20 protein-coding genes, 1 tRNA gene and 1 riboswitch are annotated in these 23353 nt (G+C 66.3%); of the genes, 11 read left to right on the plus strand and 10 right to left on the minus strand.

Features of this window, described 5'->3' with window-relative positions:
• Nucleotides 1-27 precede the first annotated feature (27 nt).
• A complete protein-coding gene (locus tag VGK27_10155; protein ID HEY3490465.1) occupies nucleotides 28-753 on the plus strand; it encodes a TIGR04282 family arsenosugar biosynthesis glycosyltransferase in 726 nt (241 codons plus the stop codon).
• Here VGK27_10155 and VGK27_10160 read toward each other — a convergent pair.
• Nucleotides 674-1354, minus strand: coding sequence for a hypothetical protein (locus VGK27_10160; GenBank protein HEY3490466.1), 681 nt, complete (start codon nucleotides 1352-1354; stop codon nucleotides 674-676). The two genes, VGK27_10155 and VGK27_10160, sit on opposite strands and share 80 nt — an antisense overlap.
• A 28-nt stretch (nucleotides 1355-1382) precedes the next feature.
• Entirely contained in the window at nucleotides 1383-2882 is a 1500-nt protein-coding gene (locus VGK27_10165) for a leucyl aminopeptidase (protein HEY3490467.1), read from the minus strand.
• 130 nt (nucleotides 2883-3012) lie between these two features.
• Between VGK27_10165 and bamD the strand changes: the two genes are divergently transcribed.
• Both bamD and VGK27_10175 read left to right on the plus strand, forming a co-directional pair.
• Nucleotides 3013-3747 (plus strand): outer membrane protein assembly factor BamD, encoded by a 735-nt coding sequence (bamD, locus tag VGK27_10170; GenBank protein HEY3490468.1) that lies wholly within the window; start codon nucleotides 3013-3015, stop codon nucleotides 3745-3747.
• A complete protein-coding gene (locus VGK27_10175; GenBank protein ID HEY3490469.1) occupies nucleotides 3744-4475 on the plus strand; it encodes a tetratricopeptide repeat protein in 732 nt (243 codons plus the stop codon). The genes bamD and VGK27_10175 overlap by 4 nt, the downstream gene beginning before the upstream one ends.
• Here the strand turns inward: VGK27_10175 and VGK27_10180 are convergent.
• Nucleotides 4463-4951, minus strand: a complete 489-nt coding sequence (locus VGK27_10180) for a PDZ domain-containing protein (GenBank protein HEY3490470.1) — start codon at nucleotides 4949-4951, stop codon at nucleotides 4463-4465. The two genes, VGK27_10175 and VGK27_10180, sit on opposite strands and share 13 nt — an antisense overlap.
• Nucleotides 4952-5032: 81 nt before the next feature.
• A riboswitch (TPP riboswitch) is annotated at nucleotides 5033-5153 on the plus strand.
• Between the two features lie 60 nt (nucleotides 5154-5213).
• Between VGK27_10180 and hydG the strand changes: the two genes are divergently transcribed.
• The 7 genes from hydG to VGK27_10215 all read left to right on the plus strand — a co-directional run bounded on the left by hydG (nucleotide 5214) and on the right by VGK27_10215 (nucleotide 11166).
• Entirely contained in the window at nucleotides 5214-6617 is a 1404-nt protein-coding gene (gene hydG / locus VGK27_10185) for a [FeFe] hydrogenase H-cluster radical SAM maturase HydG (protein HEY3490471.1), read from the plus strand.
• 16 nt (nucleotides 6618-6633) lie between these two features.
• Nucleotides 6634-6840 (plus strand): sulfur carrier protein ThiS, encoded by a 207-nt coding sequence (gene thiS, locus VGK27_10190; protein ID HEY3490472.1) that lies wholly within the window; start codon nucleotides 6634-6636, stop codon nucleotides 6838-6840.
• A 5-nt stretch (nucleotides 6841-6845) separates the two neighbouring features.
• The gene (locus VGK27_10195) at nucleotides 6846-7616 is read left to right on the plus strand and encodes a thiazole synthase (protein HEY3490473.1); all 771 of its coding nucleotides are present in this window, start codon (nucleotides 6846-6848) and stop codon (nucleotides 7614-7616) included.
• A 7-nt stretch (nucleotides 7617-7623) separates the two neighbouring features.
• On the plus strand, nucleotides 7624-8253 hold the full coding sequence (thiE, locus tag VGK27_10200; GenBank protein HEY3490474.1) for a thiamine phosphate synthase: 630 nt from the start codon (nucleotides 7624-7626) through the stop codon (nucleotides 8251-8253).
• Nucleotides 8254-8265: 12 nt separating this feature from the next.
• The gene (gene thiC / locus VGK27_10205) at nucleotides 8266-9558 is read left to right on the plus strand and encodes a phosphomethylpyrimidine synthase ThiC (protein ID HEY3490475.1); all 1293 of its coding nucleotides are present in this window, start codon (nucleotides 8266-8268) and stop codon (nucleotides 9556-9558) included.
• Between the two features lie 121 nt (nucleotides 9559-9679).
• Nucleotides 9680-10366 (plus strand): phosphoribosyltransferase, encoded by a 687-nt coding sequence (locus VGK27_10210; GenBank protein HEY3490476.1) that lies wholly within the window; start codon nucleotides 9680-9682, stop codon nucleotides 10364-10366.
• A gap of 23 nt (nucleotides 10367-10389) precedes the next feature.
• On the plus strand, nucleotides 10390-11166 hold the full coding sequence (locus VGK27_10215) for a dienelactone hydrolase family protein (protein ID HEY3490477.1): 777 nt from the start codon (nucleotides 10390-10392) through the stop codon (nucleotides 11164-11166).
• Between the two features lie 13 nt (nucleotides 11167-11179).
• On the opposite strand, the gene VGK27_10220 is transcribed toward VGK27_10215, so the two are convergent.
• Genes VGK27_10220 through VGK27_10230 form a run of 3 tightly spaced genes read right to left on the minus strand, consistent with a single transcriptional unit; the run spans nucleotide 11180 to nucleotide 15161 of the window.
• The gene (locus VGK27_10220; GenBank protein HEY3490478.1) at nucleotides 11180-11668 is read right to left on the minus strand and encodes a CvpA family protein; all 489 of its coding nucleotides are present in this window, start codon (nucleotides 11666-11668) and stop codon (nucleotides 11180-11182) included.
• A 19-nt stretch (nucleotides 11669-11687) separates the two neighbouring features.
• Nucleotides 11688-13100: a pyruvate kinase gene (pyk, locus tag VGK27_10225; protein HEY3490479.1), complete on the minus strand. Its 1413-nt coding sequence runs from the start codon at nucleotides 13098-13100 to the stop codon at nucleotides 11688-11690.
• Nucleotides 13101-13121: 21 nt separating this feature from the next.
• Nucleotides 13122-15161, minus strand: coding sequence for a PAS domain S-box protein (locus VGK27_10230; GenBank protein HEY3490480.1), 2040 nt, complete (start codon nucleotides 15159-15161; stop codon nucleotides 13122-13124).
• An 87-nt stretch (nucleotides 15162-15248) separates the two neighbouring features.
• On the opposite strand from VGK27_10230, the gene VGK27_10235 reads away from it, so the two are divergent.
• Nucleotides 15249-15335 (plus strand) — tRNA-Leu (locus tag VGK27_10235).
• Nucleotides 15336-15556: 221 nt separating this feature from the next.
• Here VGK27_10235 and VGK27_10240 read toward each other — a convergent pair.
• The 4 genes from VGK27_10240 to VGK27_10255 all read right to left on the minus strand — a co-directional run bounded on the left by VGK27_10240 (nucleotide 15557) and on the right by VGK27_10255 (nucleotide 23352).
• Nucleotides 15557-16771, minus strand: coding sequence for an ABC transporter permease (locus tag VGK27_10240; protein HEY3490481.1), 1215 nt, complete (start codon nucleotides 16769-16771; stop codon nucleotides 15557-15559).
• A 166-nt stretch (nucleotides 16772-16937) separates the two neighbouring features.
• Nucleotides 16938-19208, minus strand: coding sequence for an ATP-binding protein (locus tag VGK27_10245; protein HEY3490482.1), 2271 nt, complete (start codon nucleotides 19206-19208; stop codon nucleotides 16938-16940).
• Nucleotides 19209-19338: 130 nt separating this feature from the next.
• Complete coding sequence (gene mgtA / locus VGK27_10250; protein HEY3490483.1) at nucleotides 19339-21870, minus strand: magnesium-translocating P-type ATPase; 2532 nt, start codon at nucleotides 21868-21870, stop codon at nucleotides 19339-19341.
• A gap of 6 nt (nucleotides 21871-21876) precedes the next feature.
• On the minus strand, nucleotides 21877-23352 hold the full coding sequence (locus VGK27_10255; protein HEY3490484.1) for an RNB domain-containing ribonuclease: 1476 nt from the start codon (nucleotides 23350-23352) through the stop codon (nucleotides 21877-21879).
• Between the last annotated feature and the right edge of the window lies 1 nt (nucleotide 23353).

Genomic DNA, 23353 nt, shown 5'->3' on the forward strand with positions numbered 1-23353 from the left:
GGCAATCGCGACGTGTATCATGGCGGAATGGAAACCGTGGTCCTCATGGCCAAGGCGCCGGTGGCGGGACGGGTCAAGACGCGTCTTTCCCCCCCGCTCTCATCCGAAGAGGCCTCTTCGCTCTACGAGGGGATGCTATGGGATACGGCCGCCTGTCTCGCCTCGCCTCCCGGAATCCGATGCCGCGTCTTTTTCTCGCCGCGCGAATCCGCACCGTACTTCGGCCGCGAGCCGTTCGACGTCTTCCGGGCCGATCGGCAACAGGGCGCCGACCTCGGTGAACGGATGTCGCATGCGATCGGGGCGGCGTTCGCGGAAGGCGCGCGGCGCGTGGCCGTCGTGGGCGCGGATTGCCCGGCCCTCTCGCCCCGCCGGATCCGTCAGGCGTTTCGCGAGCTGCGCGACGGGGCGGAGGCCGTCTTCGGGCCGACCTCCGATGGCGGTTTTTACCTCGCCGGCTTTGTTTCGGACCCGGGGGAGATCTTCGGGAAGGGCGTGGCCTGGAGCACCGGATCGGTGCTGTCGACCGTCACGGAACGGTGCCGTAAACGGGGGATGGCCTGGTCGCTGCTGGCGGAGGAGCGGGATATCGACACGATGGACGACCTGGCTTGGCTGCGGGACCAGGTGGCGGGCGGGCGAAGCCCCCGCTGCCCGGAAACGCGAAGGCGGATCAGCGGGATTTTTTCCGGGTTCGGGCGACCGGAGGATTTTCGCATCGCTGGCTCGGCTGGCCGCACGTCAGGTCGATGACCTCGGAGGACAGGGTGGCCTCCTCGACCTCTTTCTCGGGGACCGTAAACCGGAAGGTCCCGGTCTCGCCGCGGAGCAGGGAGCCCTCTCCCCGGTCCCGGGATCGGGGAAAGACCGATTCGATCCGCTTGCGCCCGCCTTCGAGTTCGAAGGTCGCGGTCACCCGGATCGACTTGAGCGACAGGTCGGGGACGTCCTCTCCCAGGTTGCGGATGGTCCCGTCGAGGATCAGCATGCCGTCCTCGATCTTGTAGTCGACCTTCATGTGGAAGGACGGATTACCGACGACGACCAGACGGTGACCGGCCCAGCCGTAGTAGACGATGGCTGCGACCAGGAACGCCAGCGCGATCGCCGCGCCCAGCGCGACCGCCTGCCAGTTCCGGCGAAAGAACGCCTTGACCGCCGGGAATCGCTCGGGTTCCACGAGCAGCTCGCGGAACTCGCGCACCGCCGGGTTCCGGGAATGGCAGTGCGGGCAGACCGGCAGATTGGGCGCCATCTGCATCGTGCAGAACGGGCAGGTCGTGTAATCGGGCTCCTGGCGCTCCTCCAGGGAGGGCAGGTCGAAAATCGGGGGAATGTCGGCGGGCCCGCTCATCTTTGCGGTCTCCTGGAAACGGCGCCGTCTACCGGCGAGCCGCGGAGCGCTCGAGGTGCTCGACGAGGAGACGCACCGGGGCGCAGGTCGGCCCGGGTGCGTACCCCATCCGGTCCTTTTCGCGCCAGGCGACGCCCGCGATGTCGAAGTGGGCCCACGGCGTGTCGCCGGCGAACTCCTTGAGGAAGCACCCGGCCGTGATCGTGCCCGCCTCCGGCCCTCCGGTGTTCTTGATCTCGCCGATGTCGCTCTTGATCTGCTCGAAATATTCCTCGTGGAGCGGCAGCTCCCACGCCTTTTCGCCGCTGGCGGCGGAGGCATCCTTCAATTTTTCGACGAGCCCCGCGTCGTTGCCCATGAGCCCCATCGAGACGCTGCCCAGCGCGACGACGCAGGCGCCCGTCAGCGTCGCGGCGTCGATCATCTCGGCAGGGGCGTACTGCCCGCGGGCGTAGGTGAGCGCGTCGGCCAGGATCAGCCGTCCCTCCGCGTCGGTCGAGAGCACCTCGATCGTCTTGCCCGACATGGCCCTCAGTACATCACCCGGACGGTAGGCGGTGCCCGAGGGCATGTTCTCGACGGCCGGCACGATCGCCACGACGTTCAGCGGGATCGCGAGCGCGGCGGCGGCCCGGAGCGTCGACAGCATCGCGGCGGCGCCCGCCATGTCGTACTTCATCTTGTCCATCCCGTCGGGCTTCTTGAGGGAGATGCCGCCGGTGTCGAACGTGACGCCCTTGCCGACCAGGGCGATCCAGGGCGCCCCCTTCTTCCCTCCCCGGTACTCGGCGACGATCAGGCGCGGGGGGATCTCGCTGCCACGGCCGACCGCCAGGATGCCGCCCGCCTTCATCTTCTCGAGCTCTTTCCGTCCGTGGACCGTCACGCTCACCTTGCCGCCGGCGAGCGTTTTCGCCGCGCGGGCGAGGTCATCCGGCCGCATGTCGGCAGGCGGGGCGGCGACGAGGTCACGCCCCCAGTTGATCGATTCGCCGAGAAGGACGCCCTTCTCCAGCGCCGCCGACGCGGCGGACACCGTCTTCGCATCGGAAGCGACGACGACCAGCCGCTCGACCCGGTGCGCCTTCTCGGGCTTGTAAAGGTCGTATTCGTACGCCGAAAGGACAGCCCCCAGAGCAGTGAACCGTGCGCAGGATGCGGGATCGACCCCGCCCTCCCCCGCGCCGTTGAGGAGCGTCGCGACCGTTTTCGCCTTGCATTTCTTCGCTGCCCGCAGGATGGGCAGCATCGCCTGTCGCACGTGGTCGGCTGTGAAACGGTCCTTCCTCCCCAGCCCGACGAGAAGCAGCCGGGGGGAGGCGATCCCCTTCCCGGGCCTCATCAGCAGCGTCTCGCCGAGTTCGCCCTTGAAGTCGCCGTCGGCGATCGCAGCCGAGACGGCGCCGCCCAACGCGGTGTCGATCGTCGCAGAAGCGCCGGACGTTTTTTTCGCTCCCTCGAAGAGTCCCAAGGCCAGCAGGTCCGCCTTCCGGCGGACGATATCTCCAGAGACCAGTTCGATCCTCATTGCGTGGAATTCCCCCCAGGTCAGCCGATATCAACTACTTTATTCAAGTTATTTGTTATCAGTGGGAATTGTCAAGGATGACGCGGGGCGGAACGTTGACAATCCGCCATGGCTATACTACCGTCAGCCCATGCGCCGAACGCACTTCCTCGCCGTCTTCACGCCGCTCCTGGCTCTGCTCGTTTTCGCCCAGGCCGGCTGCTCCGAAAAGATCACCCGCCAGACCAAGCTGCCCGACGCCGAGATCTTCGCGCGGGGGAGCCGCTTTTATTCTCAAAAATCTTACCGGGCCGCGGCCGAGCATTTCCAGGTCATGCTCGAGAAATACCCCGCTTCGCCGATCGCCTCCCGCGCGCAGCTCTGCCTGGCCGACGCCCGCATGGAACGGGGCGACGACATCGAGGCCGAGGCCGCGTTCGACGATTTCCTGCGGCTCTACCCTTCCGACGACAACGTCCCATACGCCCTCTACCGGAAAGGCGAGCTGCTGGGCCGCGAAGCGGCCGATCCCGGCCGCGACCAGGTCAAGACCGTCGAGGCGATCCGCGCCTACGGGCAGTTCCTGCAGAAGGAGCCGGCCGGGCCGCGTGCCGCCGTCGCGAGCGGGCAGATCCGGACGCTGCGTGGCCGTCTCGCCGAGCACGAGGTGCTGGTCGTCCGGCATTACCTGAAGCGGAAGCTCCCCGAAAGCGCCGCGTTGCGCGCCATGCGGGCTGCGGCCGATTATCCCGACGTCCCCGCGACGCCGGTACTCCTCTCGCTCCAGGCCGATGCACTCGACCGGCAGGGGAAATCCTCCGACGCCGCGACGATCCGCGCCGACCTCGCCAAGCGGTTCCCCGCCTTCCCGGGAGGCAAGAAATGAGCAGCGACCTGTCCACCCTGATCATGATGGGAAAGCGCGCCTTCGAAGAGAAGGATTTCCCGCGCGCAGAGCGGCTGCTGCGGGAGGCCGTCGACGGGGGCGCCGCCTACGCCGACCTCCATCACACTTTGGGGCTCATCCACCACCAGTGGGGCGACTTCGAACGGGCGATCGCATGCTTCGAGCAGGCGCTCGTCCTCAACCCCTCCTACACCGAGGCGCTGCTGTCGCTCTCGATCACGCTCAACGAGTTGGGGCGCTACGAGGAGGCAAAGGATGCCTACCGCCGCGCCAACGCCTCCATTTCGGCGCCCGCCGAGGAGCCGTCCGCCCAAGGCAACCTTTTCCGCGGCAGGATCGCGAACCTGCACGCCGAGCTCGGAGAACTATACATGGCGCTCGGCCAGCACGACGACGCCATCCGGGAATATCGGCAGGCGCTGACGGTCGCGCCGGGATTCCCCGACCTGCGCATCCGGCTGGCGACCGCCCTCCGGGAGGCGGGACGCCTCGAGGACGCGCTCGTCGAAACGGGCCGCGTCATCGCCGAGCATCCCGAGAACGTGACCGCGCTCGTGCAGGAGGGAATCATCAACTATCTGCTCGGGCGGAAGAACGACGCCCGGCGCGCCTGGGAAACCGCTCTCTTCCGCGAGCCGCTCAACAAACTGGTCCAGCTTTACCTGAACACGCTCGACCGCGACGGCGGAGAGATTCACCTCCCCTGACCGCCCATCTTCCCGGCGGGCACGCGTTCCACCTTCACCGTCTCGACCCGAATTCCCCGCCGCACCGTGAATTCCACCTTCGTGCCGGCCCGGCCGAACATGAGCATCCGCGCCTCGCGCCTGCCCCGCACCGGCTGCCCCTTGATCCGCACCAGGTAATCTCCCGCCGCGACCCCGGACGCGGCGGCCGGTGACCCCGGCACCACCTTGAGGATCCTCAACCCCTTCCCCGGCTCGGCCGATTCGGCGACCGTGATGCCGACCACGCCGATCTGCTCCTGCTCGACGTAGCCCGCCGCCCGCGCTCCTGCGATGCATGCGCTTTCCTCGCGGGGGGGACACGCGCGGACGTCGCCCCCCGCGCTCACCAGCGTCCGGGACGCGGGGGCGCACCCGGCCGCCAGCAGCAGGAACAGCGCCGCCGCGCCGCGCCCGGCCCACCTTCCCGTCCTGTCTTTTCGTCCGACGCTTCCCATATATCGACTATAACCCCTGCCGGCCGGCGGCAACAACCGCCCCCATTGACAAGCGGGACACATGGGAATATGCTCTCCCGCCATAACCGCCAGGGGTGCTTTTGCTGAGAGTCCGCGCGCCGTTTTCGCCAGTCGCGCGCGGGCAACCCGTCGAACCTGATCCGGATAATGCCGGCGTTAGGGAGCGTGGTCCTTCGACGAACCGCAAACCGTATTCCATGGCGCGCGGTTTTTTCATTTTCGAAGGAAGGTCGTGCCCCCCATGAACCCCCCGAACTGCCCGTCCGGCGCCATGCCCTTGCCGGTCGACGCCGATGCCGTCTCGACGCTGCTGGCCTCGTCTCCCCCTTACGCGCGCACCGAAGCGCTCGCACTCCTCGAATCGCTTTCGCCTGGGCGGCGACTCGCCTGCACCGAGGCGGCCCGGCTGCTCGCGACCGACGACATCCCGACCTGGGAGGCCGCCGCAAGGACCGCGGGCCGCATCCGCCAGGCGGTATTCGGCCGGCGGGTCGTCCTCTTCGCCCCGCTCTACCTTTCGAACCACTGCGGCAACAACTGCCTCTATTGCGGGTTCCGCCGCGACAACCTGCGCGAGAAACGGGTATCTCTGACCCCCGCCCAGGCTGCGGCCGAGGCGGCCTTCCTCGTGAAGAAGGGGTTCCGCCGGCTGCTGCTCGTCACCGGGGAGCACCCGGCGAGAACGCAGATCGATTACCTGTGCGACGTCCTGCGGACGATCTATCGCGACACCGGCATGCGCATCCTGCACGTCAACGCCGCGCCGATGGCCGTCGAGCAGCTCCGCGAGCTCAAGGCCGCGGGCGCGGGCGTTTTCCAGGTCTTCCAGGAGACGTACCACCCGGAGACGTACAAGGTCATGCACCCGTCGGGCCCCAAGGCCGATTACGCATGGAGGCTCACCGTCATGGACCGGGCGTTCGAAGCCGGGTTCGAGGACGTCGGGATCGGGCCGCTGCTGGGGCTTTACGATTTCCGGTTCGAAGTGCTAGCCGCGATCCGCCACGCCGAGCACCTGCTGGACAAATTCGGGGCTTTCCCGCACACGATCTCGGTCCCTCGCTTCAAGGAGGCGTTCGGGTCGGCGCTCGCCGCCGCTCCCTGCCCCGTCTCCGACGCGGATTTCGAAAAGGCCGTCATCCTCTACCGGCTCTGCGTCCCCTCCGCGGGCGTCGTCGTCTCTACCCGCGAGCCGGCCGCGCTGCGCGAGCGGACGCTCGACATCGGCGCTTCCCAGATCAGTGCCGGCTCCAAGGTCGATCCCGGCGGCTACGTCGCGGGAGAGCGGAAGGCGGCATCCGAGCAGTTCGTCGTCGGCGATACCCGCCCCATCGAGACGATGCTTCGCGTGGTCCTGGACCGCGGCTATCTCCCCTCGCTGTGCACGAGCTGCTACCGGAGCGCGCGGACCGGACGGACGTTCACCGGGATGGCGACCCGCGGCGAGATCCGCGGCTTCTGTCTGCCCAACGCGCTGCTGACGCTGGCCGAGTTCGGTACGTCGGCCGAAGACCCGGCGCTCCGGAAGGCGTGCCTCGACGCGGTCGAGTCCGGGCGCGGCGAAATGTCGGGCGCCCCGCTCGAAGCCGAGTTCGGGCGGAAGCTTTCTCGCATCCTTTCGGGCGAGCGCGATCTGTTTTTCTAGTCCGATGCGAGAGGAAATGAATATGGAGATCGTGCTCAACGGCGAGCCGCGCGCGGTCGAAGCGGGCGCGACCGTCCTGTCGCTGGTCGCTTCGCTGTCGCTGCCCGCGACCCGGGTCGCCGTCGAACGCAACCGGGCCATCATTCGCAAAAGCGATTACGGGACGACGGCGCTGGCCGACGGAGACCGGATCGAGATCGTCACATTCGTGGGAGGTGGTTGAAGCAAATGGACAAGCCATTGGTCATCGGTGGAAAGACGTTCGGTTCGCGGCTGCTGGTCGGGACCGGGAAATATCCGAACAATCAGACCATGGTCCGGGCGCTTGAAGCGTCGGGCGCCGAGATTGTCACCGTCGCGGTTCGCCGCGTCGAGCTCGACCGGGGCAAGGCGTCGCTGCTCGACCACATCGACCTGAAGAAATACACGCTGTTGCCCAATACGGCCGGCTGCTTCACCGCGGACGACGCCATCCGGACCTGCATGCTGGCACGCGAGGCGGGCATGTCGAACATGGTCAAGCTCGAGGTGCTGGGCGACGAGAAAACGCTTTTCCCCGACGTCGAGGCGCTGCTCGAAGCGGCCCGGGTCCTGGTCCGGGAAGGGTTCGTCGTTTTGCCGTACACGAACGACGACCCCATAACCGCACGAAAGCTCGAGGATGCCGGCTGCGCGGCCGTCATGCCGCTCGCCGCGCCGATCGGATCCGGGCTGGGCATCCGCAACCCGTTCAACCTCAAGATCATCCTCGAAACGGTCAAAGTGCCGGTCATCGTCGACGCCGGCGTGGGGACTGCCTCAGACGCGGCCGTCGCGCTGGAGCTCGGCTGTGATGGTATCCTGATGAATACGGCGATCGCCTCGGCGAAGGATCCCGTGATGATGGCCGAAGCGATGCGCGAGGCGGTTTCAGCCGGGCGCAAGGCCCTCCTCTCCGGGCGGATCCCGAAGAAGCTGTACGCGACCGCCTCGTCGCCGCTCGACGGAATGTTTTTCTAGCCCGGGCATGCGGCGCGCCGGCTTTCGTCTCTGCCTGGTCACTGACCGGAAAGCGGCGCCCGAAGGCGACCTGCTCCGGGCGGTCGAGAGCGCGCTCGACGGGGGCCTCCGCTGCGTCCAGCTTCGCGAGAAGGATCTGGGCGCACGCGCGCTGATCCGGCTCGCCGATCGGATGCGGACGCTGACCGGCCGGTACGGCGCGACACTCCTGGTCAACGACCGCGTCGACATCGCGATGGCGGTCGGCGCCGACGGCGTCCACCTGGGGGCGGCCTCGATCCCGCCGGCCGAGGCGCGGCGGCTGCTCGGCCCGGGCGCCCTGATCGGCTGCTCGACGCATTCGCATTGCGAGCTTCGGGCCGCCGAGGACGGCGGCGCCGACTTCGTTACCTTCGGTCCGGTCTTCTTCACCGCCTCGAAGGCGGCGTACGGCGCCCCCGTCGGACTGTCGGCGCTGGACGCGGCATGCCGCGCGACCCGTCTGCCGGTGTTCGCCCTGGGCGGCATCGGCGCGGCGCAGATTTCGGAAACATTGAACGCGGGCGCGTACGGCGTCGCCCTGATCACGGAAGTCATGGCGGCGCCCGATCCGGCCGCCGCCGTTCGAAATTTGCTCCTGCTTCTTACCGACGAATAAGGAAGGTACCCCATGACTCTCATGCACCGCGCACGCAACGGAAAGCCGGTTCCAGAAATCCTCGCGGCGGCGCAGCGCGAAAACGTCGACCCCGAGATGCTCCGCCGCAAGGTCGCGGAGGGGAAAGTCGTCATCCCTAAAAACATAAGGCGGCGCCCGATCGCGCCGATCGCCGTAGGCGAAGGGCTCAAGGTCAAGGTCAACGCCAACATCGGTTCGTCCCGCGACCGGGCCGACGTCGCCCTCGAGCTCGAAAAGATGCGGGTGGCCGTGGCGGCCGGCGCGGACGCCGTGATGGATCTCTCGACCGGCGGGCCGATCGACGAGATCCGCCGGGCGATTCTGGCCGACTGCCCCGTGATGATCGGGACGGTCCCGATCTACCAGGCCGCCTCCGACGGCATCCTGTCGAAGAAATCTTGGGTCGAGCTGACCGCCGACGATTTCTTCAAGGGAGTCGAGAAGCAGGCCGAGGACGGCGTCGACTTCATGACGATCCACTGCGGCGTCACGCGCGCCACGATCGAGCGGCTCCAACGCGAAGGCCGTCGGCTCGACATCGTCTCCCGCGGCGGATCGCTGCTCGCCGAGTGGATGGACGTCAACGGCAAGGAAAATCCGTTTTACGAGCAGTACGACCGGCTGCTCGACCTGTGCCGGGAATACGACATCACGCTATCCCTGGGAGACGGGCTGCGCCCCGGCTGCCTCTCCGACGCGACCGACCGGGCGCAGATCCACGAGCTGTCCACCCTGGGCGAGCTGACCGAGCGGGCGTGGGCGCGCGACGTCCAGGTGATGATCGAGGGGCCGGGACACGTCCCCCTCAACCAGATCGTCACCAACATGCAGCTTCAGAAGCGGCTGTGCCACGGGGCGCCCTTCTACGTCCTCGGGCCGCTCGTCACCGACGTCGCCCCGGGCTACGACCACATCACCGCGGCCATCGGCGGCGCAATCGCCGCCTGGCACGGCGCCGACTTCCTCTGCTACGTCACGCCCTCCGAACATTTGCGGCTCCCGCCGCTCGAGGACGTCCGCACCGGCGTCATCGCCTCCCGCATCGCCGGGCACGCGGCCGACATCGCTCGCGGCATCCCCGGCGCGATCGACTGGGACAACAAGATGGCCGACGCGCGGCAGCGTCTCGACTGGAAAGCCCAGATCGAGCTGTCGATCGACCCCGACATGGCGCGCGAGATGCGGGGCGGCACGATGCCCACCACCGACGACACCACCTGCACGATGTGCGCGGACCTGTGCGCGATCAAGACGTCGCAGAAGGCGATCCGACACGCAAAATAACCCGCCCGTCCGCGGGCATGGACAAGAGGGGCCGCGGGGCAACCGACCGCGGCCCTTTTTTTATTCGCGCGACGGGACACTCGCGCTTCCTCCCGGCATCTAACTCGTTGAGGGGAAGATCATGCCGCGTTTCCGGGACCGTCGTGATGCGGGGAGAAAGCTGGCCGAAAAGTTGATCCATCTTGTCGGGCAGGCGGGGCTGCTCGTGGCCGCCCTCCCCCGGGGCGGCGTCATCGTCGCGGACGAGATCGCCCGGGCGCTGGCGGCACCGCTCGACGTGCTCGTCGTCCGAAAGCTGGGGGCACCCGGGCAGGAGGAGCTGGCGATGGGGGCGATCGGCCCGGGCGGAATCCGGGTGTTGAACCGGCAGGTGATCCGGCCCTTGGGCATCACCGATCGCCAGATCGAGGAAGTCGCCCGGGTCGAACAGGCCGAGATCGTGCGACGCGAGCGGGCCTACCGTGGCGACCAGCCGCCGCTGGCGCTATCGGGTCGGATTGTCCTCCTCGTCGATGACGGGCTCGCGACCGGCGCCACGATGCGGGCCGCGATCGCTGTCGCGAAAGCGGGCGGGGCCGCCCGGGTCGTCGTGGCCGTCCCGGGCGCGCCACCGGATACGGCGGCAGCGATCGCACGCGAGGCCGACGAGATGATTGTCCTCGAGACCCCTCCCCTTTTCCACGCTGTCGGCCAACTTTACCGCGAATTCGACCAGGTGTCCGACGCCGAGGTGTGCCGCGTCATGGCCGAGGCGCTTTCCGTCCGGAAAACGGGAATCCCTTCCCGATCCCGGGCATCGAAGTCGTAAACCGGGTTGTCACGGAGGAAACCATGCGATATTTCGTTGCGCTGATGCTCGTCATGACCCTTGCGACCGCCGGTAGCGCGGCCGTCAAGGGCAAGCGGATCGCCTACAAGCAGGGGGATGCGGTGCTCGAAGGGCACCTCGCCTGGAACGACGCCGTCAAGGGCAGGCGACCCGGCGTGCTGGTCGTGCACGAGTGGTGGGGCCGCAACGCCTATGCGGACCACCGGGCAGATATGGTCGCGGCGCTGGGGTATGTCGCGCTCGCGGTCGACATGTACGGCAAGGGCGTCGTGACGGACGACGCCAAGCGGGCCGGCGAGCTTTCCGGCCAGTTCAAGCAGGACCCCGCCCTGATGCGCGCGCGCATCAACGAAGCGCTGAACGTCCTGCGAAAGGACCCCCGCGTCGATCCGAAGCGGATCGCGGCCATCGGCTACTGCTTCGGCGGGACCACCGTGCTCGAGCTCGCCCGCAGCGGGGCCCCCGTGCGCGGCGTGGTGAGTTTCCATGGCGGACTGCAGACGGCGCATCCCGAGGATGCGAAGAACATCAAGGGGAAGGTTCTCGTGCTGGCGGGCGGGGACGACCCGTTCGTGCCCCCGGCCCAGGTGAGCGCTTTCGAGGACGAGATGCGGAACGCCGGGACCGACTGGCAGGTCGTTCTCTATGGGGGTGCGAAGCACAGCTTCACGAACCCGGGCGTCGACCGGTACAAGCTCGACGGGGCGGTCTACAACGAGAAGGCCGACAAGCGCTCCTGGGAGGCGATGAAGCTGTTCCTGGCCGAGGCGTTCAAGTAACCGGCAGACGTCGCTAGCGCAGCTTTTCCATGAACGCTTCGCGCACCTTGTCGGGAAATGCGGGCGCCATCCATCGCGCGGCGACGACGATCTTGGGGGTCAGTTTCGAGTTGCGCAGATACTGGGTGTCCCTGGGCAGCAGCGACACCAGCAGGAACACCAGCAGGATGGACAGCAGGAGGCCCTTGAGCAGCCCCGCCGCCCCACCCGTGAGCCGGTCGGCCCCCGAGAGTTTCGACCCGCGCACGCGGCGCTCGGCCATCGACCCCACGACGCGCACCGCGATATAGACCGCCAGGAAGGTCACCAGGTAGGCGACCGTCTCGGCGCGCGAGAATTCGAACCCGAGCATACGCTGGACGACCCCGCCGAATTTCAGCCCCGCCAGGTGCCCCAGGATCAGCCCGGCCCAGCCCGCCGCCTGGCGGACCAACCCGTTGAGTAGCCCCGAAACCGCAAAACCGATGCAGAATGCCGCGATGAGGATGTCGATCAGGTTCACGCTGCCCTCCGTTTATCGTTCATGCCTGGACCACGCGCATCTTGTCGCAATGCCCGCCGCTGGAACCGTAGACGAACACCAGCCGGTCGCCGCGGGCGATCAGCCGGCGCGACAGGAGGAAAGCGACCGTCAGATCGACCACCCGGTCGGCGCCCAGGGTCTCGGTCTCGGGGAGCAGGAACGGCTCGACCCCCCGGTAGAGCGCCATCCGGCATGCGGCCGGCTCGAATGCGGTGAAGGCGACGACCGGCGTCGACGGACGGAACTTCGACAGGATGCGGGCGGTCAGACCCGACCGGGTGAACACGACGATCCGGCGGGCGCACGCCTTGATTGCCGCCCGGCAAGCCGCCTCGGCCACGACGCCCGGAATCCCGAGCGCCTCGGAGAGATCGGCGGGAACCGGCGACCGTTCCGCTTCGGCTGAAAGCGCCACCTTGCGCATCATGGCTGCGGCCTCGACCGGAAAATCGCCGGACGCCGTTTCGCCCGAGAGCATCACGGCATCGGTCCCGTCGAGCACCGCGTTGGCGACATCGGACACCTCGGCGCGTGTGGGCATCGGGTTGTGCGTCATCGATTCGAGCATCTGGGTTGCGGTGATCGCGACCACCCCGGCCCGCGACGCCTCCTGCAGGATGCGCTTCTGCAGCATGGGCAGCTCGGACAGCTCGGTCTCGACCCCCAGGTCGCCTCGCGCCACGAGGATGCCGTCGGCCACGGAGAGGATCGACGCCAGATTGGCGATCGCCTGGGCCTTCTCGAGCTTCGCGATGACGGGGGTATCCTTCCCCGCAGCGCGAATCCTTTTCTTCAGGCCGGCGATATCGGCGGCGGTCCGGACGAACGACAGCGCGACAGAGTCGATGCCAAGCGCAAGTCCGAAGGCGAGATCGGCGACATCCTTCCGGGTCAGCGAGGGGAGCGACACGTCGCGGCCGGGCAGGTTGATCCCCTTCCGGTCGCCGATCTCTCCCCCCTCGATCACCGTGCACATCACACGCTGTTCCTTGATTCCGCGGACCTTGAGCCGGACGAGCCCGTCGTTGATCCGGACCTCGTCGCCCACCCGGACATCGCCCGGGAAACCGCGGTGGGACACGGAGGCGATCGAGGCATCGCCGGACACCGCTTCGGTCGTCAGGGTGAAGGGGGCGCCCGTCGGGAGCACCACGCGCCCGGCGGCAAAAACGCCGAGCCGGATCTTGGGCCCCTGCAGGTCCTGCAGGACGGCAACGAAGCGGCCTTGGCGGCGCGCTTCCTTTCGGACCATGGAAACCACCTTGGCATGATCCTGCTGGGTGCCGTGCGAGAAGTTGAGGCGGGCAACCGACATGCCCGAAGAGACCAGGCCGGCGATGACGGCCGGTGAGGCACTGGCCGGTCCGATGGTGCAGACGATCTTGGTCGCGGGCAACTGGGGGGGCGTCATGGCGTCCCCATTCTCCCCCGTTCAGCCCCTTTTTTCCAGTGGCGCGGCGAGCGCCTCTTCGACAACCCGGGCAAGCTGCTCGAGCCGATACGGTTTCTGGATGAAGCCCAGGATCCCCTCGCGCAGCGTTTCTTCAACGACGCCGTCGAGGCTGTAGCCGGTCGAGAGGACGGCGCGGACGTCAGGCCGGATATCGCGAATCTGCCGGAAGCAATCGCGCCCGGAGAGATTGGGCATCACCATGTCGATGACCACGAGGTCGACGTCGTGCCCGATCCGGGAATAGGTCTCGACCCCATCGACACCATCGACCGCCGTCACCACGGTGTAGCCGAGTGTCGACAGCATCGCGCTGCAGACATCGCGCACCTCTTCCTGGTCGTCGATCAAAAGGATCTTCCCGCTGGCCGAGCCCGGCACGAACCGGAACGGCACCCGCTCCTCGGGCGCTTCCTCGACTTCGTCGGAAAGCGGCAGGTAGACCCTGAAGACGGCGCCGCAGCCGGGGCGGCTGTCGACGTCGATGTAGCCGCCGTGGTTCTTGACGATCCCGAACACCATGGACAGACCGAGCCCGGTCCCCTTGCCCGGCTCCTTGGTCGTGAAGAACGGGTCGAAGATCTTGCCGATCAGGTCGGGGGCGATGCCGGTCCCGGTGTCGCCGACGTAGAACGCGGCATATTGCCCGGGCCGGGCGCCCCGGTGCATTCGGCACCAGGCGTCGTCGAACGCGACGCGCTCGGTGTAAAATCGCAGCTCGCCGCCCTCGGGCATCGCGTCGCACGCGTTCATCGCCAGGTTCATCAACACCTGCTCGAGCTGGGAGGGATCGCCGACCGTCGGCAGCGGTTCGGTCTCGAAGCGCGACACGATGGTGACCTTCTTGTCGAGCGTCCGGTCGAGCAGGCCGATGACGCTCCCGATCATCTTGTGCAGGTCGACGGAAACGGCACGGTGCTTCCCCTTGCGGGCAAAGCCGAGAAGCTGGGCGGTCAGCCGCGACGCCCGCTCGGCCGCCCCCTGGATGACGCCGGCCGCCTTGAGCGTCTCGGGGTCCCGGGATTCGCTTTGCAACAGCAGATTGGCGTACCCCATGATCCCCGTGAGCAGGTTGTTGAAATCGTGCGCGATCCCCCCCGCCAGGAGGCCGATCGCCTCCATCTTCTGGGACTGGATCAGCTGCGCCTCGAGCGCCCGGCTCTCCTCCTGCGCCTCGAGGCGAAGAGAGATGTCGCGCGCCGACGCGCAATTGTATTCGTGACCGTCGAACGAGACGTGATTCGCGGTGACCTCGAGGGGGATGAGCCGGCCGTCCTTCGCCTGGTGGGAGGTTTCGAGGATGAGGTGCTTCTCTTTCCGGAGACGGTCCCAATGCTCGCCCCACCTGGCGGCCGGGAACTGCGGATTGATGTCGTGGATGGTCATCGACAGCAGCTCGTCGCGCGAGTAGCCCAGCGCCCGGCAGGCCATCTCGTTCACATAGAGGATTCGTCCCGACCGATCGATCCAGTAGGCGATGTCGCCGGAATGATCGACGGCAAACTGCGTCAGCCGAAGCTGTTCCTCGTATTTCTTCCGGCGGTTGATGTCGAGGAGGAGGCCGTCGACGTAGAGGAAGCTCCCGTCGGCGTCGTAGACGTGCTGCCGGCGGTCGGCGATCCATACGTAGCGGCCGTCTTCGTGGCGGATCCGGTATTCGACGCGCAGCACTTTTTTGCGCTTCCGCACCGATTCGCGGAAGATGGCTAGGAGTCCGGCCTGATCTTCTGGGTGGATCAACGATTTCCAGGAGAGCGCACCCGAGAGGAAATCGGCGGCCGAGTACCCGGTCATCCGCCTGACGTCGGCCGAGATCATCGAGATCGACCAGTCGGGCCTCCCCCGGTAGACCGCGCCCGGCACGTTGTTCATGAGCGAGATCAGCCGGCCGGCCAGCTCTCCCTGCTCGCCGGGGAAGCGGCCGTCCCCTGCGGAATCGTCCGCCGGGGAGCCGTTGCCCAGAAGCGTGCGGACGCGCTGGTAAGCGCTCGGTAAGAAGGACAGCTTTTGCGACAACGCCATCGGATCCCTTGAACCCCCTGGTCAGTTACTTATCGGCGGGAGAAGCCGTCAACATTAGCCGATTTTGTGTTACTATTCGACCTCTCCGCCGGAGTGGTGGAACTGGCAGACGCGCGGGACTCAAAATCCCGTGTCCGCAAGGACATGAGGGTTCGACCCCCTCCTCCGGCACCATGCGATACCCAAAGCCCCAAGCGCACGCGCTTGGGGCTTTTTCAATGGAGCATGGTGCTCATGGAGGGGGTCGAACACGGAGCAGGCCGCCGAGCGAATCGCGAGGAAGAGCCGCCAGGATGGCGGCGGAAGGCCTGCGAAGCGCCGAGGGGTCGGGCGCACCGGGTATAAAGGGCCGGCGATCGACATCGAAAAGATGACTTCGGAATCATATTGCCCTTCTAACTGCGAAGCGCCTCGATGGGGTCGAGAAGCGAGGCGCGCTGGGCGGGGTAGATGCCGAAAAAGATGCCCACCGCGCCTGAAAACCCGAATCCGACGACGATCGCATCGGGCCGGACCTGCACCAGCCACCCCGATGCGGAGGCGATGCCGAACGCCCCGGCGACCCCCAATCCTGTTCCGATCACCCCCCCGATCACCGACAGGATTACGGATTCGAGCAGGAACTGGACGAGGATGTCCCGGCCGCGCGCCCCGACCGCCATCCGGATGCCGATCTCCCGCGTGCGTTCCGCCACGGAGACCAGCATGATGTTCATGATCCCGATCCCGGCGACCACGAGCGCAACCGCCGCGATGCACCCCAGGAGAATCGTCATCGTATGCTGGGTCTCGGCGCGGGCCTTCGCGATCTCCGAGGTGTGGCGCAAGTTGAAATCGTCCTCTTGCCCATTCTGGATCCGATGCCGTTCCCGCATCAGCGAGGCGATTTCCTTTTCCGCATCCGGCACATCTTCCGGCGTGATCGCCGAACAGAAGATGTCGTCGAGATACGTGACCCCCCGCAGTTTCTTCATGACCGTCGTGAAAGGCATCAAAAGAACGTCGTCCCGATCCTGGCCGCTCGGTGAAGACCCCTTGACTGCGAGGACGCCGGCGACCTTGCACGGAATCCCTTGCACGCGGACGATCCGCCCGACAGGGTCCTCCGTGGCGAACAGCGTCGTCGCCAATGTCTGGCCCAGCAGGCAGACTTTCGCATCATACGTCACCTGAGCCGCGGTAAAGGCAGCGCCGCCGGCGACCGGCCACCGCTGGATCTCCAGATACTCCGGCGACACGCCGCGCACCTGCGTCCCCCAGTTCTGGTTCTGGTAGACCACCTGCACCCGCATGTCCACGTTCGGGGAAACATACATCACGAGCGGAATCTGCTGCTCGATCGCCCGCACGTCTTTATACGTGAGGCTTGTCTCGCCATGCGAGCCGCTCCGGACCCCGTTGACGTTCCGTGACCCGGCCTCGATCTGGATAAGGTCGTCGCTCAGGTTCCGGACCTGCTCGTCGATCCGGGCAGAGGCTCCCCGGCCGATGGCCACGCTGCAGATGAAGGCGCCCACCCCGATGCAGATCCCCAGGATCGAGAGCGTGCTTCGGACCTTGTGGCGCCCCAGCGTCCGCAATCCGAATCGGAGTTCCGTCGCGAGATCCATTCGTTTCCCCCGGGGCGGACTTACCGCCCCAGCACCATGATGGAGAACGTGTCCGGCTTGATCGGCGGCCGGGGCTTGGGATTATCCTTCGTTGCGGCCGGCGCCGGCTGCAATCCGGGCTTCACGTACAGTATAGACCGGCAGACCCGCCAGGGAGGATGAACGGCTATTCCGCCAGGGATGTCTCGACCCTTCTCGCGAACTCGTCGATGGAGAACGGCTTCTGGATGAATTGCATCCCGCCGTCCGGCACCCCCTGCCGCGCAATGACGTTGTCGGAGTAGCCGGACATGAACAGCACCTTCAGTCCCTGATATCGGTCAAGCAGTCTGGCGTGCAGCTCCGGGCCGGTCATGCCGGGCATGACGACGTCGGTGACGAGCAGGTCGAGCGATCGGTTCTCGCTGAGCTGCAGCGCCTGTTTCGGATCTTCCGCCACCAGCAGGTCGAACCCCTGCCGCTTCAGAAGTTCGCTCACAAGCGTCCGGACCATCTCGTTGTCTTCCACCAGAAGGATGGTCCGTCGATCGCCGGCCGGCAAGTCCGGAATGTGCATAGCAGGCTGTTCGCTTGCCGGCAGCTCGTCGACGAGGGGGAAGTAGCATCTGAACGCCGTTCCTTTGCCCGGCTCGCTCTCGACCCGGATGTTCCCTCCGTGCTGCCGGACGATCCCGTACACGGTAGCCAGTCCCAGTCCGGTCCCTTTTCCGACCCCCTTTGAGGTAAAGAACGGCTCGAAGATCCGCTGGAGCGTTTCCGGAGCCATCCCGCAGCCGTCGTCGGTGATCGCCAGCACCAGGTAGCGTCCGGGGGGCGCTCCCGGATGCCGGCGCGCATCCTCGTCGTCGATCCGCACGGGAGACGTTCCGATGGTGATGCTTCCGCGCGCGCCGATGGCATCCTGTGCGTTGACGGCCAGGTTCATGATGACCTGCTCGATCTGGTTGCCGTCCGCGCGGATACAGAGCCCCTCTTCGGTCAGATCGAGGCGGATGTCGATGCTCTCGCGAATGGTGTGTCGAAGGATGCCCTGGAAAGCCTTTACGACCTGATTGAGGTCGACGATCTTCATCTCCATGACCTGTTTGCGGCTGAAGCTCAAGAGCTGCTGGACGATCTCCTTGGACCGGTTGGCGGCGCTCAGGATATTTCCGACCCTTCCGAGCGCCGATTCATCGCCCTTCAGGTCTTTCTTCAACAATTCCGAGTAGCCGATGATCGGCGTCAGCAGGTTGTTGAAATCGTGGGCCACCCCGCCGGCCAGCCGCCCGATCGATTCCATCTTGTGCGCCTGGATCAGCTGGCCGGTCAGGAGATCCTTCTCGGCCTCGGCCTTCAGGCGCTCCGCCTCGCGCACGGCAAGCTGCTCCGCCATCGCGTCGAACGTCTTCCCGAGGCTGCCGAGTTCTCCCCCCGCCACCAGCTCGGACACCCTTACCTGCAGATCGCCGGCTGCGAGTCGCTGGGAAGCGTCCTCCAGCAGCTTGAAGCGATCCACGATCGAGCGCTTGCCGATCAGCGCCGCGGCGAAACAGGCCAGGACCAGGAACGAAGTGAACAGCGCCACGGTTTTCGTGAGCGCCTTGTTGGCCTCGCGCGCAGCCATCGCCACCGGTATTCCGGCCCCGACGTACAAATAGGGGCTCTGCTCCCCGGGAAGGCGAATCTTCCGGTAGGAAATGATCCGCTTGTCCCCCCCGATCGAGGTTCGCACAGTCGTGCCCGATTCCGGCCCCCTCTCCATCTTCATGAATTCATCTTCGGGGTAGGGTTTGCCGATGAACGATTCCGGGTTGATGGCTCTGGACAGGACCACCCCGCGATGATCGAGGAGCACGAAGCTGGACCCTGCAGGCAGCTTCATCTGCTCCGGCAGCTGCCGATACCGGTCGATGACGAAACCGACGCTGATGACCCCGACGATCGCACCATGAACGTTTCTCAAGGGATAGGCCAGGTTCAGCGCCGGCCTGGCGGTGGCCCGGCTGACGACGTATTCTCCGGACGACAGCCGTCCGCTGGCCAGGGCATTCCGGAAGTACCGCCGGTCCCCGATGACGAAAGGGGGCTTGACCGGAACAGCCGTCGCCCAGACGGTCCCCCTCGGGTCCGCGATGAAGATGTTCGAATACATCGGGTTCAGCTTGCGCAGCTCCCGAAGGACCGGCTCGACACGGGCGGCATCGCGCCCCCTGACCTCCGGAAGCAGGCTCAGGGCGGCCATCAACTGTTCGGCGCCGGCGACCAGGTTCTGCTGATCGGTGGCGATCCGGTCGGCAAGCTTGGCGGTATCGTTTTTCGCTTCATTGAACATCGCGTTGCGGAACTGGATCCCCGAATAAAGGATGAGGCCCGCCGCAGGCAGGGCAACCACGAGTGTGATCAGCAGAAGCAACGATCGGATGGAAAGGGTCGCAAGGCAGGGCGGGGGAATCATCGTCTCCAATCGTCTCCCGTGTCGATAAGTTTCGCTACGGCGTCAATTTCGGCCGGAGGGCTCGCCAACCCACCGCAATCAGATAATGTCAGAGGTAAGCGGAGAGTTCCACAATGAACGGACGGCGGGTTCACTCCGCGGCAAACCGGCGGAAGAACCACCGCTTCATCCCTTCCACGGCCAGGAGATAGGCGACCAGCATGGCGGCCAGGACCAGGAAAAACAGGGCCGGCGGCGCCGTGAACCCGAGATATCTGCCGACGAACGTGAACGGCAGCGCGGCGGCTACCGCCACCATGGCCAGCGAACAGGCGATCAGCCAGGGGTTGGGGCGGCTCTTGAAGGGGTTCCTGCGGGTGCGGATGACGAAGATGACCAGCACCTGCGTGGCCATCGACTCGATGAACCAGCCGGTGTGGAACAGCGACTCCCCGGCATGGAAGAGCTTCAGCATGACGAAGAACGTGAGGAAATCGAAGACCGAGCTGACCGGGCCGATGCACAGCATGAAGTTCCGGATGAAGTTCATGTCCCAGTGGCGGGGATGGCTCAGGTAGTCTTCATCCACCCGGTCCAGCGGAATGGGCAGCTCGGAGACGTCGTAGAGCAGGTTGTTGAGCAGGATCTGCACCGGCAGCATCGGCAGGAAGGGAAGAAAGAGCGAGGCGCCGGCCATGCTGAACATGTTGCCGAAATTGGAACTGGTCCCCATCATGATGTACTTCATGATGTTGCCGAAGGTACGGCGTCCTTCCAAAACGCCCGCGTGGAGCACCCCCAGGTCCTGCTCCATGAGGATCATGTCCGCAGCCGCCTTCGCCACGTCCACCGCGCTGTCCACCGAGATGCCCACGTCGGCGGAATGGAGCGACGGGGCATCGTTGATGCCGTCGCCGAGATACCCCACGACATGGCCCCGCCGCTTGAGGGCGAGGATGATCCGGTTCTTCTGGGCGGGCGCCACGCGGCAGAACAGGTTCGCCTGCTCGACCCGCGCGGCGAGTGTCGGGTCGTCCAGCTGCTGGATCTCCGCGCCCGTCAGCACCCCCGTCACGGGAATGCCGAGCTGCGCGAAGACGTGCTGGGTCACCAGCTCGTTGTCGCCGGTAATCACCTTGACCGCGACCCGGTCGGAGGCGAGTCCGGCGAGCGCCGCGCCGGCGCTTTTCTTGGGGGGATCGAGAAAAGCGGCAAAGCCCGCGAAGACCAGCTCCGACTCATCGCCGACCACGGCGTGGGGATGGTCCATCCCCACGTTTCGCACGGCGATTCCCAGCACGCGGAAACCGTCGTTCCCGAGCGCATCGCATTGCGCATTGATCTTCGCCCGCGCCGCATCGTTCATGGGAAGCGGCTCGGTCCCCTCGTCCACCTCGTAGGCGACTGACAGCCGAAGGACATCTTCGGGCGCCCCCTTGACCACCAGCAACCGGCCGGAACCGTTTTCGAGAAGCACCGAGATCCGGCGGCGCTCGAAGTCGAACGGCACTTCGTCGATCTTTTTCCAGCCGCTGACGTCGATCTCCTTGTGCTCCAGGATGGCGTCGTCCAGGGTGCTCTTCACCCCGGTCTCGAAATAGCTGTTGTAGTAGGCCAGCGCCAGGACCCGCTCGCTTTCCTTTCCCGACGGCGCCAGGTGGCGTTCCAGGTGGATGCGCGCCTCGGTCAGCGTACCGGTCTTGTCGGTGCAGAAGACGTCCATGCTCCCCAGGTTCTGGATCGCCGCAAGACGCTTGACGATCACCTTGCTGGCCGCCATGCGCATCGCGCCCCGCGACAGCGTCACCGAGACCACCATGGGGAGCAGCTCGGGCGTCAGCCCTACCGCAAGGGCCACGGCGAACAGGAACGATTCGAGCCAGGGACGGTGGAAGAAGGCGTTGACCAGCAGGACGAACAGGACGAGCAGGATCGTCATCCGCATGATGAGCAGCCCGAACCGGCGGGTTCCCTGCTCGAAGTCGGTGGGGGGAGCCTTGGCGATCAGCGTGTCGGCGATCTCGCCGAGCTCGGTGTCCTGCCCGGTGCGGCACATCAGCACCCGGGCCGTGCCGCTGATCACCGAGGTGCCCATGAGCACGGTGTTGCCGGCCGCAAGCACCTCGGTCTCATCAGCCGAATCCGCCGGCATTTTTTCCACCGGAAACGCTTCCCCGGTCAGCAGCGCCTCGTTGACGAAAAAGTCTTTCGCCTCCAGCAACCGGCCGTCGCAGGGAACCAGGTCGCCGGCCGAAAGGAGCGTCACGTCGCCCGGTACCAACTCCGCAAGAGGGATCTCAGTGACCCTGCCGTCCCGCAGCACGTGGCCGCGCACCGCCACGGACCGGCGCAGGCGGTCCGCGGCCTGTCCTGCCCGGTATTCCTGGACGAAGTCGAGGGTCACGCTGGCCAGGACGATAGCGCCGATGATGAAGAAGCTGGTCGCGTCCCCGGTGAACGCGGAGAGCGCGCTGGCGACCAGGAGGATGATGACCAGGGGATTCTTGAACTTGGCGAGGAACTGAAGGGCGAGGGCCCGCTTGCGCTCTCCGTGGATCAGGTTCGGACCGAACCTTGCCAGTCGGATCGTCGCTTCGGCTCCGGTCAGTCCGTCGGGACCGGCGTCAAGCCGTTCCAGGAGTTCCTTATAGGGGAGCCGCCAGAAAGGAAAATCCGGCTTCAAGACGAATCACCCGATCCGCTTGAAATCGATGAAGCCCCGTTCCACATCGGTATGCACCAGCCTCACGCGAACCCGGTGCCCGACGTCGACCCCCTCGAAGCCTCCGACCAATTTCCCCTCGATCGGAGGATGAAGAATGCGGACCCATGTCCCCTTGTCGGCGGCGCCGGTGACGAGGGCGTCGAACGTCTCCCCGATCCGGGATTCCACCAGCAAGGCGGCCGCGGATTTTTCGACCTGCCGCTCCACTTTCCGGGCCGCATCCTCCTCTTCGGTGCAGTGAGCCCCGAGCCCCTCCAGCTCCTCCCGGCCGTAGGGAACGGGCGTCCCCGACATCGCGGCTTTCAGCAGCCTCTGGGTCACCAGGTCCGGGTAACGGCGATTAGGCGCCGTCGAGTGGGTGTAGTCCCGGACCGCAAGCCCGAAGTGTCCTTCCGCTTGTTCCCCCGGGAACTCGACCGTGTACTCCCCGGCGCCCATCAGCTTGATGATCGAGAGCGAAAGATCGGGAAAGCGAAGTGGGTCCGATGCCTTCGCTTTCAGGAGGAACGCTTCCAGCGCCCGCGAATCCGGGTCTCCGGGAAGGGTGACGCCCGATTCGGCGGCCAGTTCCACGATCCGCTCCCAGCGCTTCGGCTTTCTGACGACTCGCCGGACCGAGGGAAGATTCCTGGACGCGAGATAGCGGGCCGTCACGCCGTTCGCCCCGATCATGAAATCCTCGATGATGTCCTTCGCCCGGTTCCGGCTTTCGACCGCGAGATCCACCAGGTCGTCGGCATCGAACACCGCGCGCGCCTTGATGGTTTCCAGGTTCAGGGCGCCGTGGGCTTGCCGGACGCTTTTCATCTTTTGGGCCGTGCGGTCCTGCAGCATCAGGTTCCCGGCCAATCCGTCGACGGCCGCGATTCCTTCGGGCATCACCCCGGTTCCCTCGAGCCAGGCGGCCAGGCTGTCGTACGCGAGTTTCGCCTGGTTCCGGACGATCGCCGCCCGGATATCGGAGGAACGGAGGGAACCGTCCCCGGCGATCACCATCTCGACGACGATCGCGCGGCGGTCCTCGCCGGGATTGAGGGACGTCAGGTCGGTCGAGAGCTTCTCGGGGAGCATGGGGAAGATGCCGCCGGCGGTGTAGACGGAGGTCGTGTTGTGCCGCGCATGGTCGTCGAGAGGCGCTCCCCGCTTCACGAGGGCGTCGACGTCGGCAATGGCGACGAGAAGCTTCGCTGCGTCCCCGGGAAGCGCCTCGGCGACGCTGAGCTGGTCCAGGTCGCGGGAGTCGTCATTGTCGATGGAGCACCAGGGAAGGGCTCTCAAGTCCTGCACGGTCGCATCGGCGGGGAGGGGGAAAGGGAGGATCCCGCCAAGCTCGGCCAGCACCTCGGGAGAGAAGTCGGGCAGCAGCCCGCGTTCGAGCATGGCCCGGCGGGCGATGCCCCGGAGGATCGAGCGGTGCGTATCCCCTGGCTTCATCGTCATG

The sequence above is a fragment of the Candidatus Deferrimicrobiaceae bacterium genome (assembly GCA_036504035.1).
In the GTDB taxonomy this organism is placed as follows: domain Bacteria; phylum Desulfobacterota; class Deferrimicrobia; order Deferrimicrobiales; family Deferrimicrobiaceae; genus JANXPS01.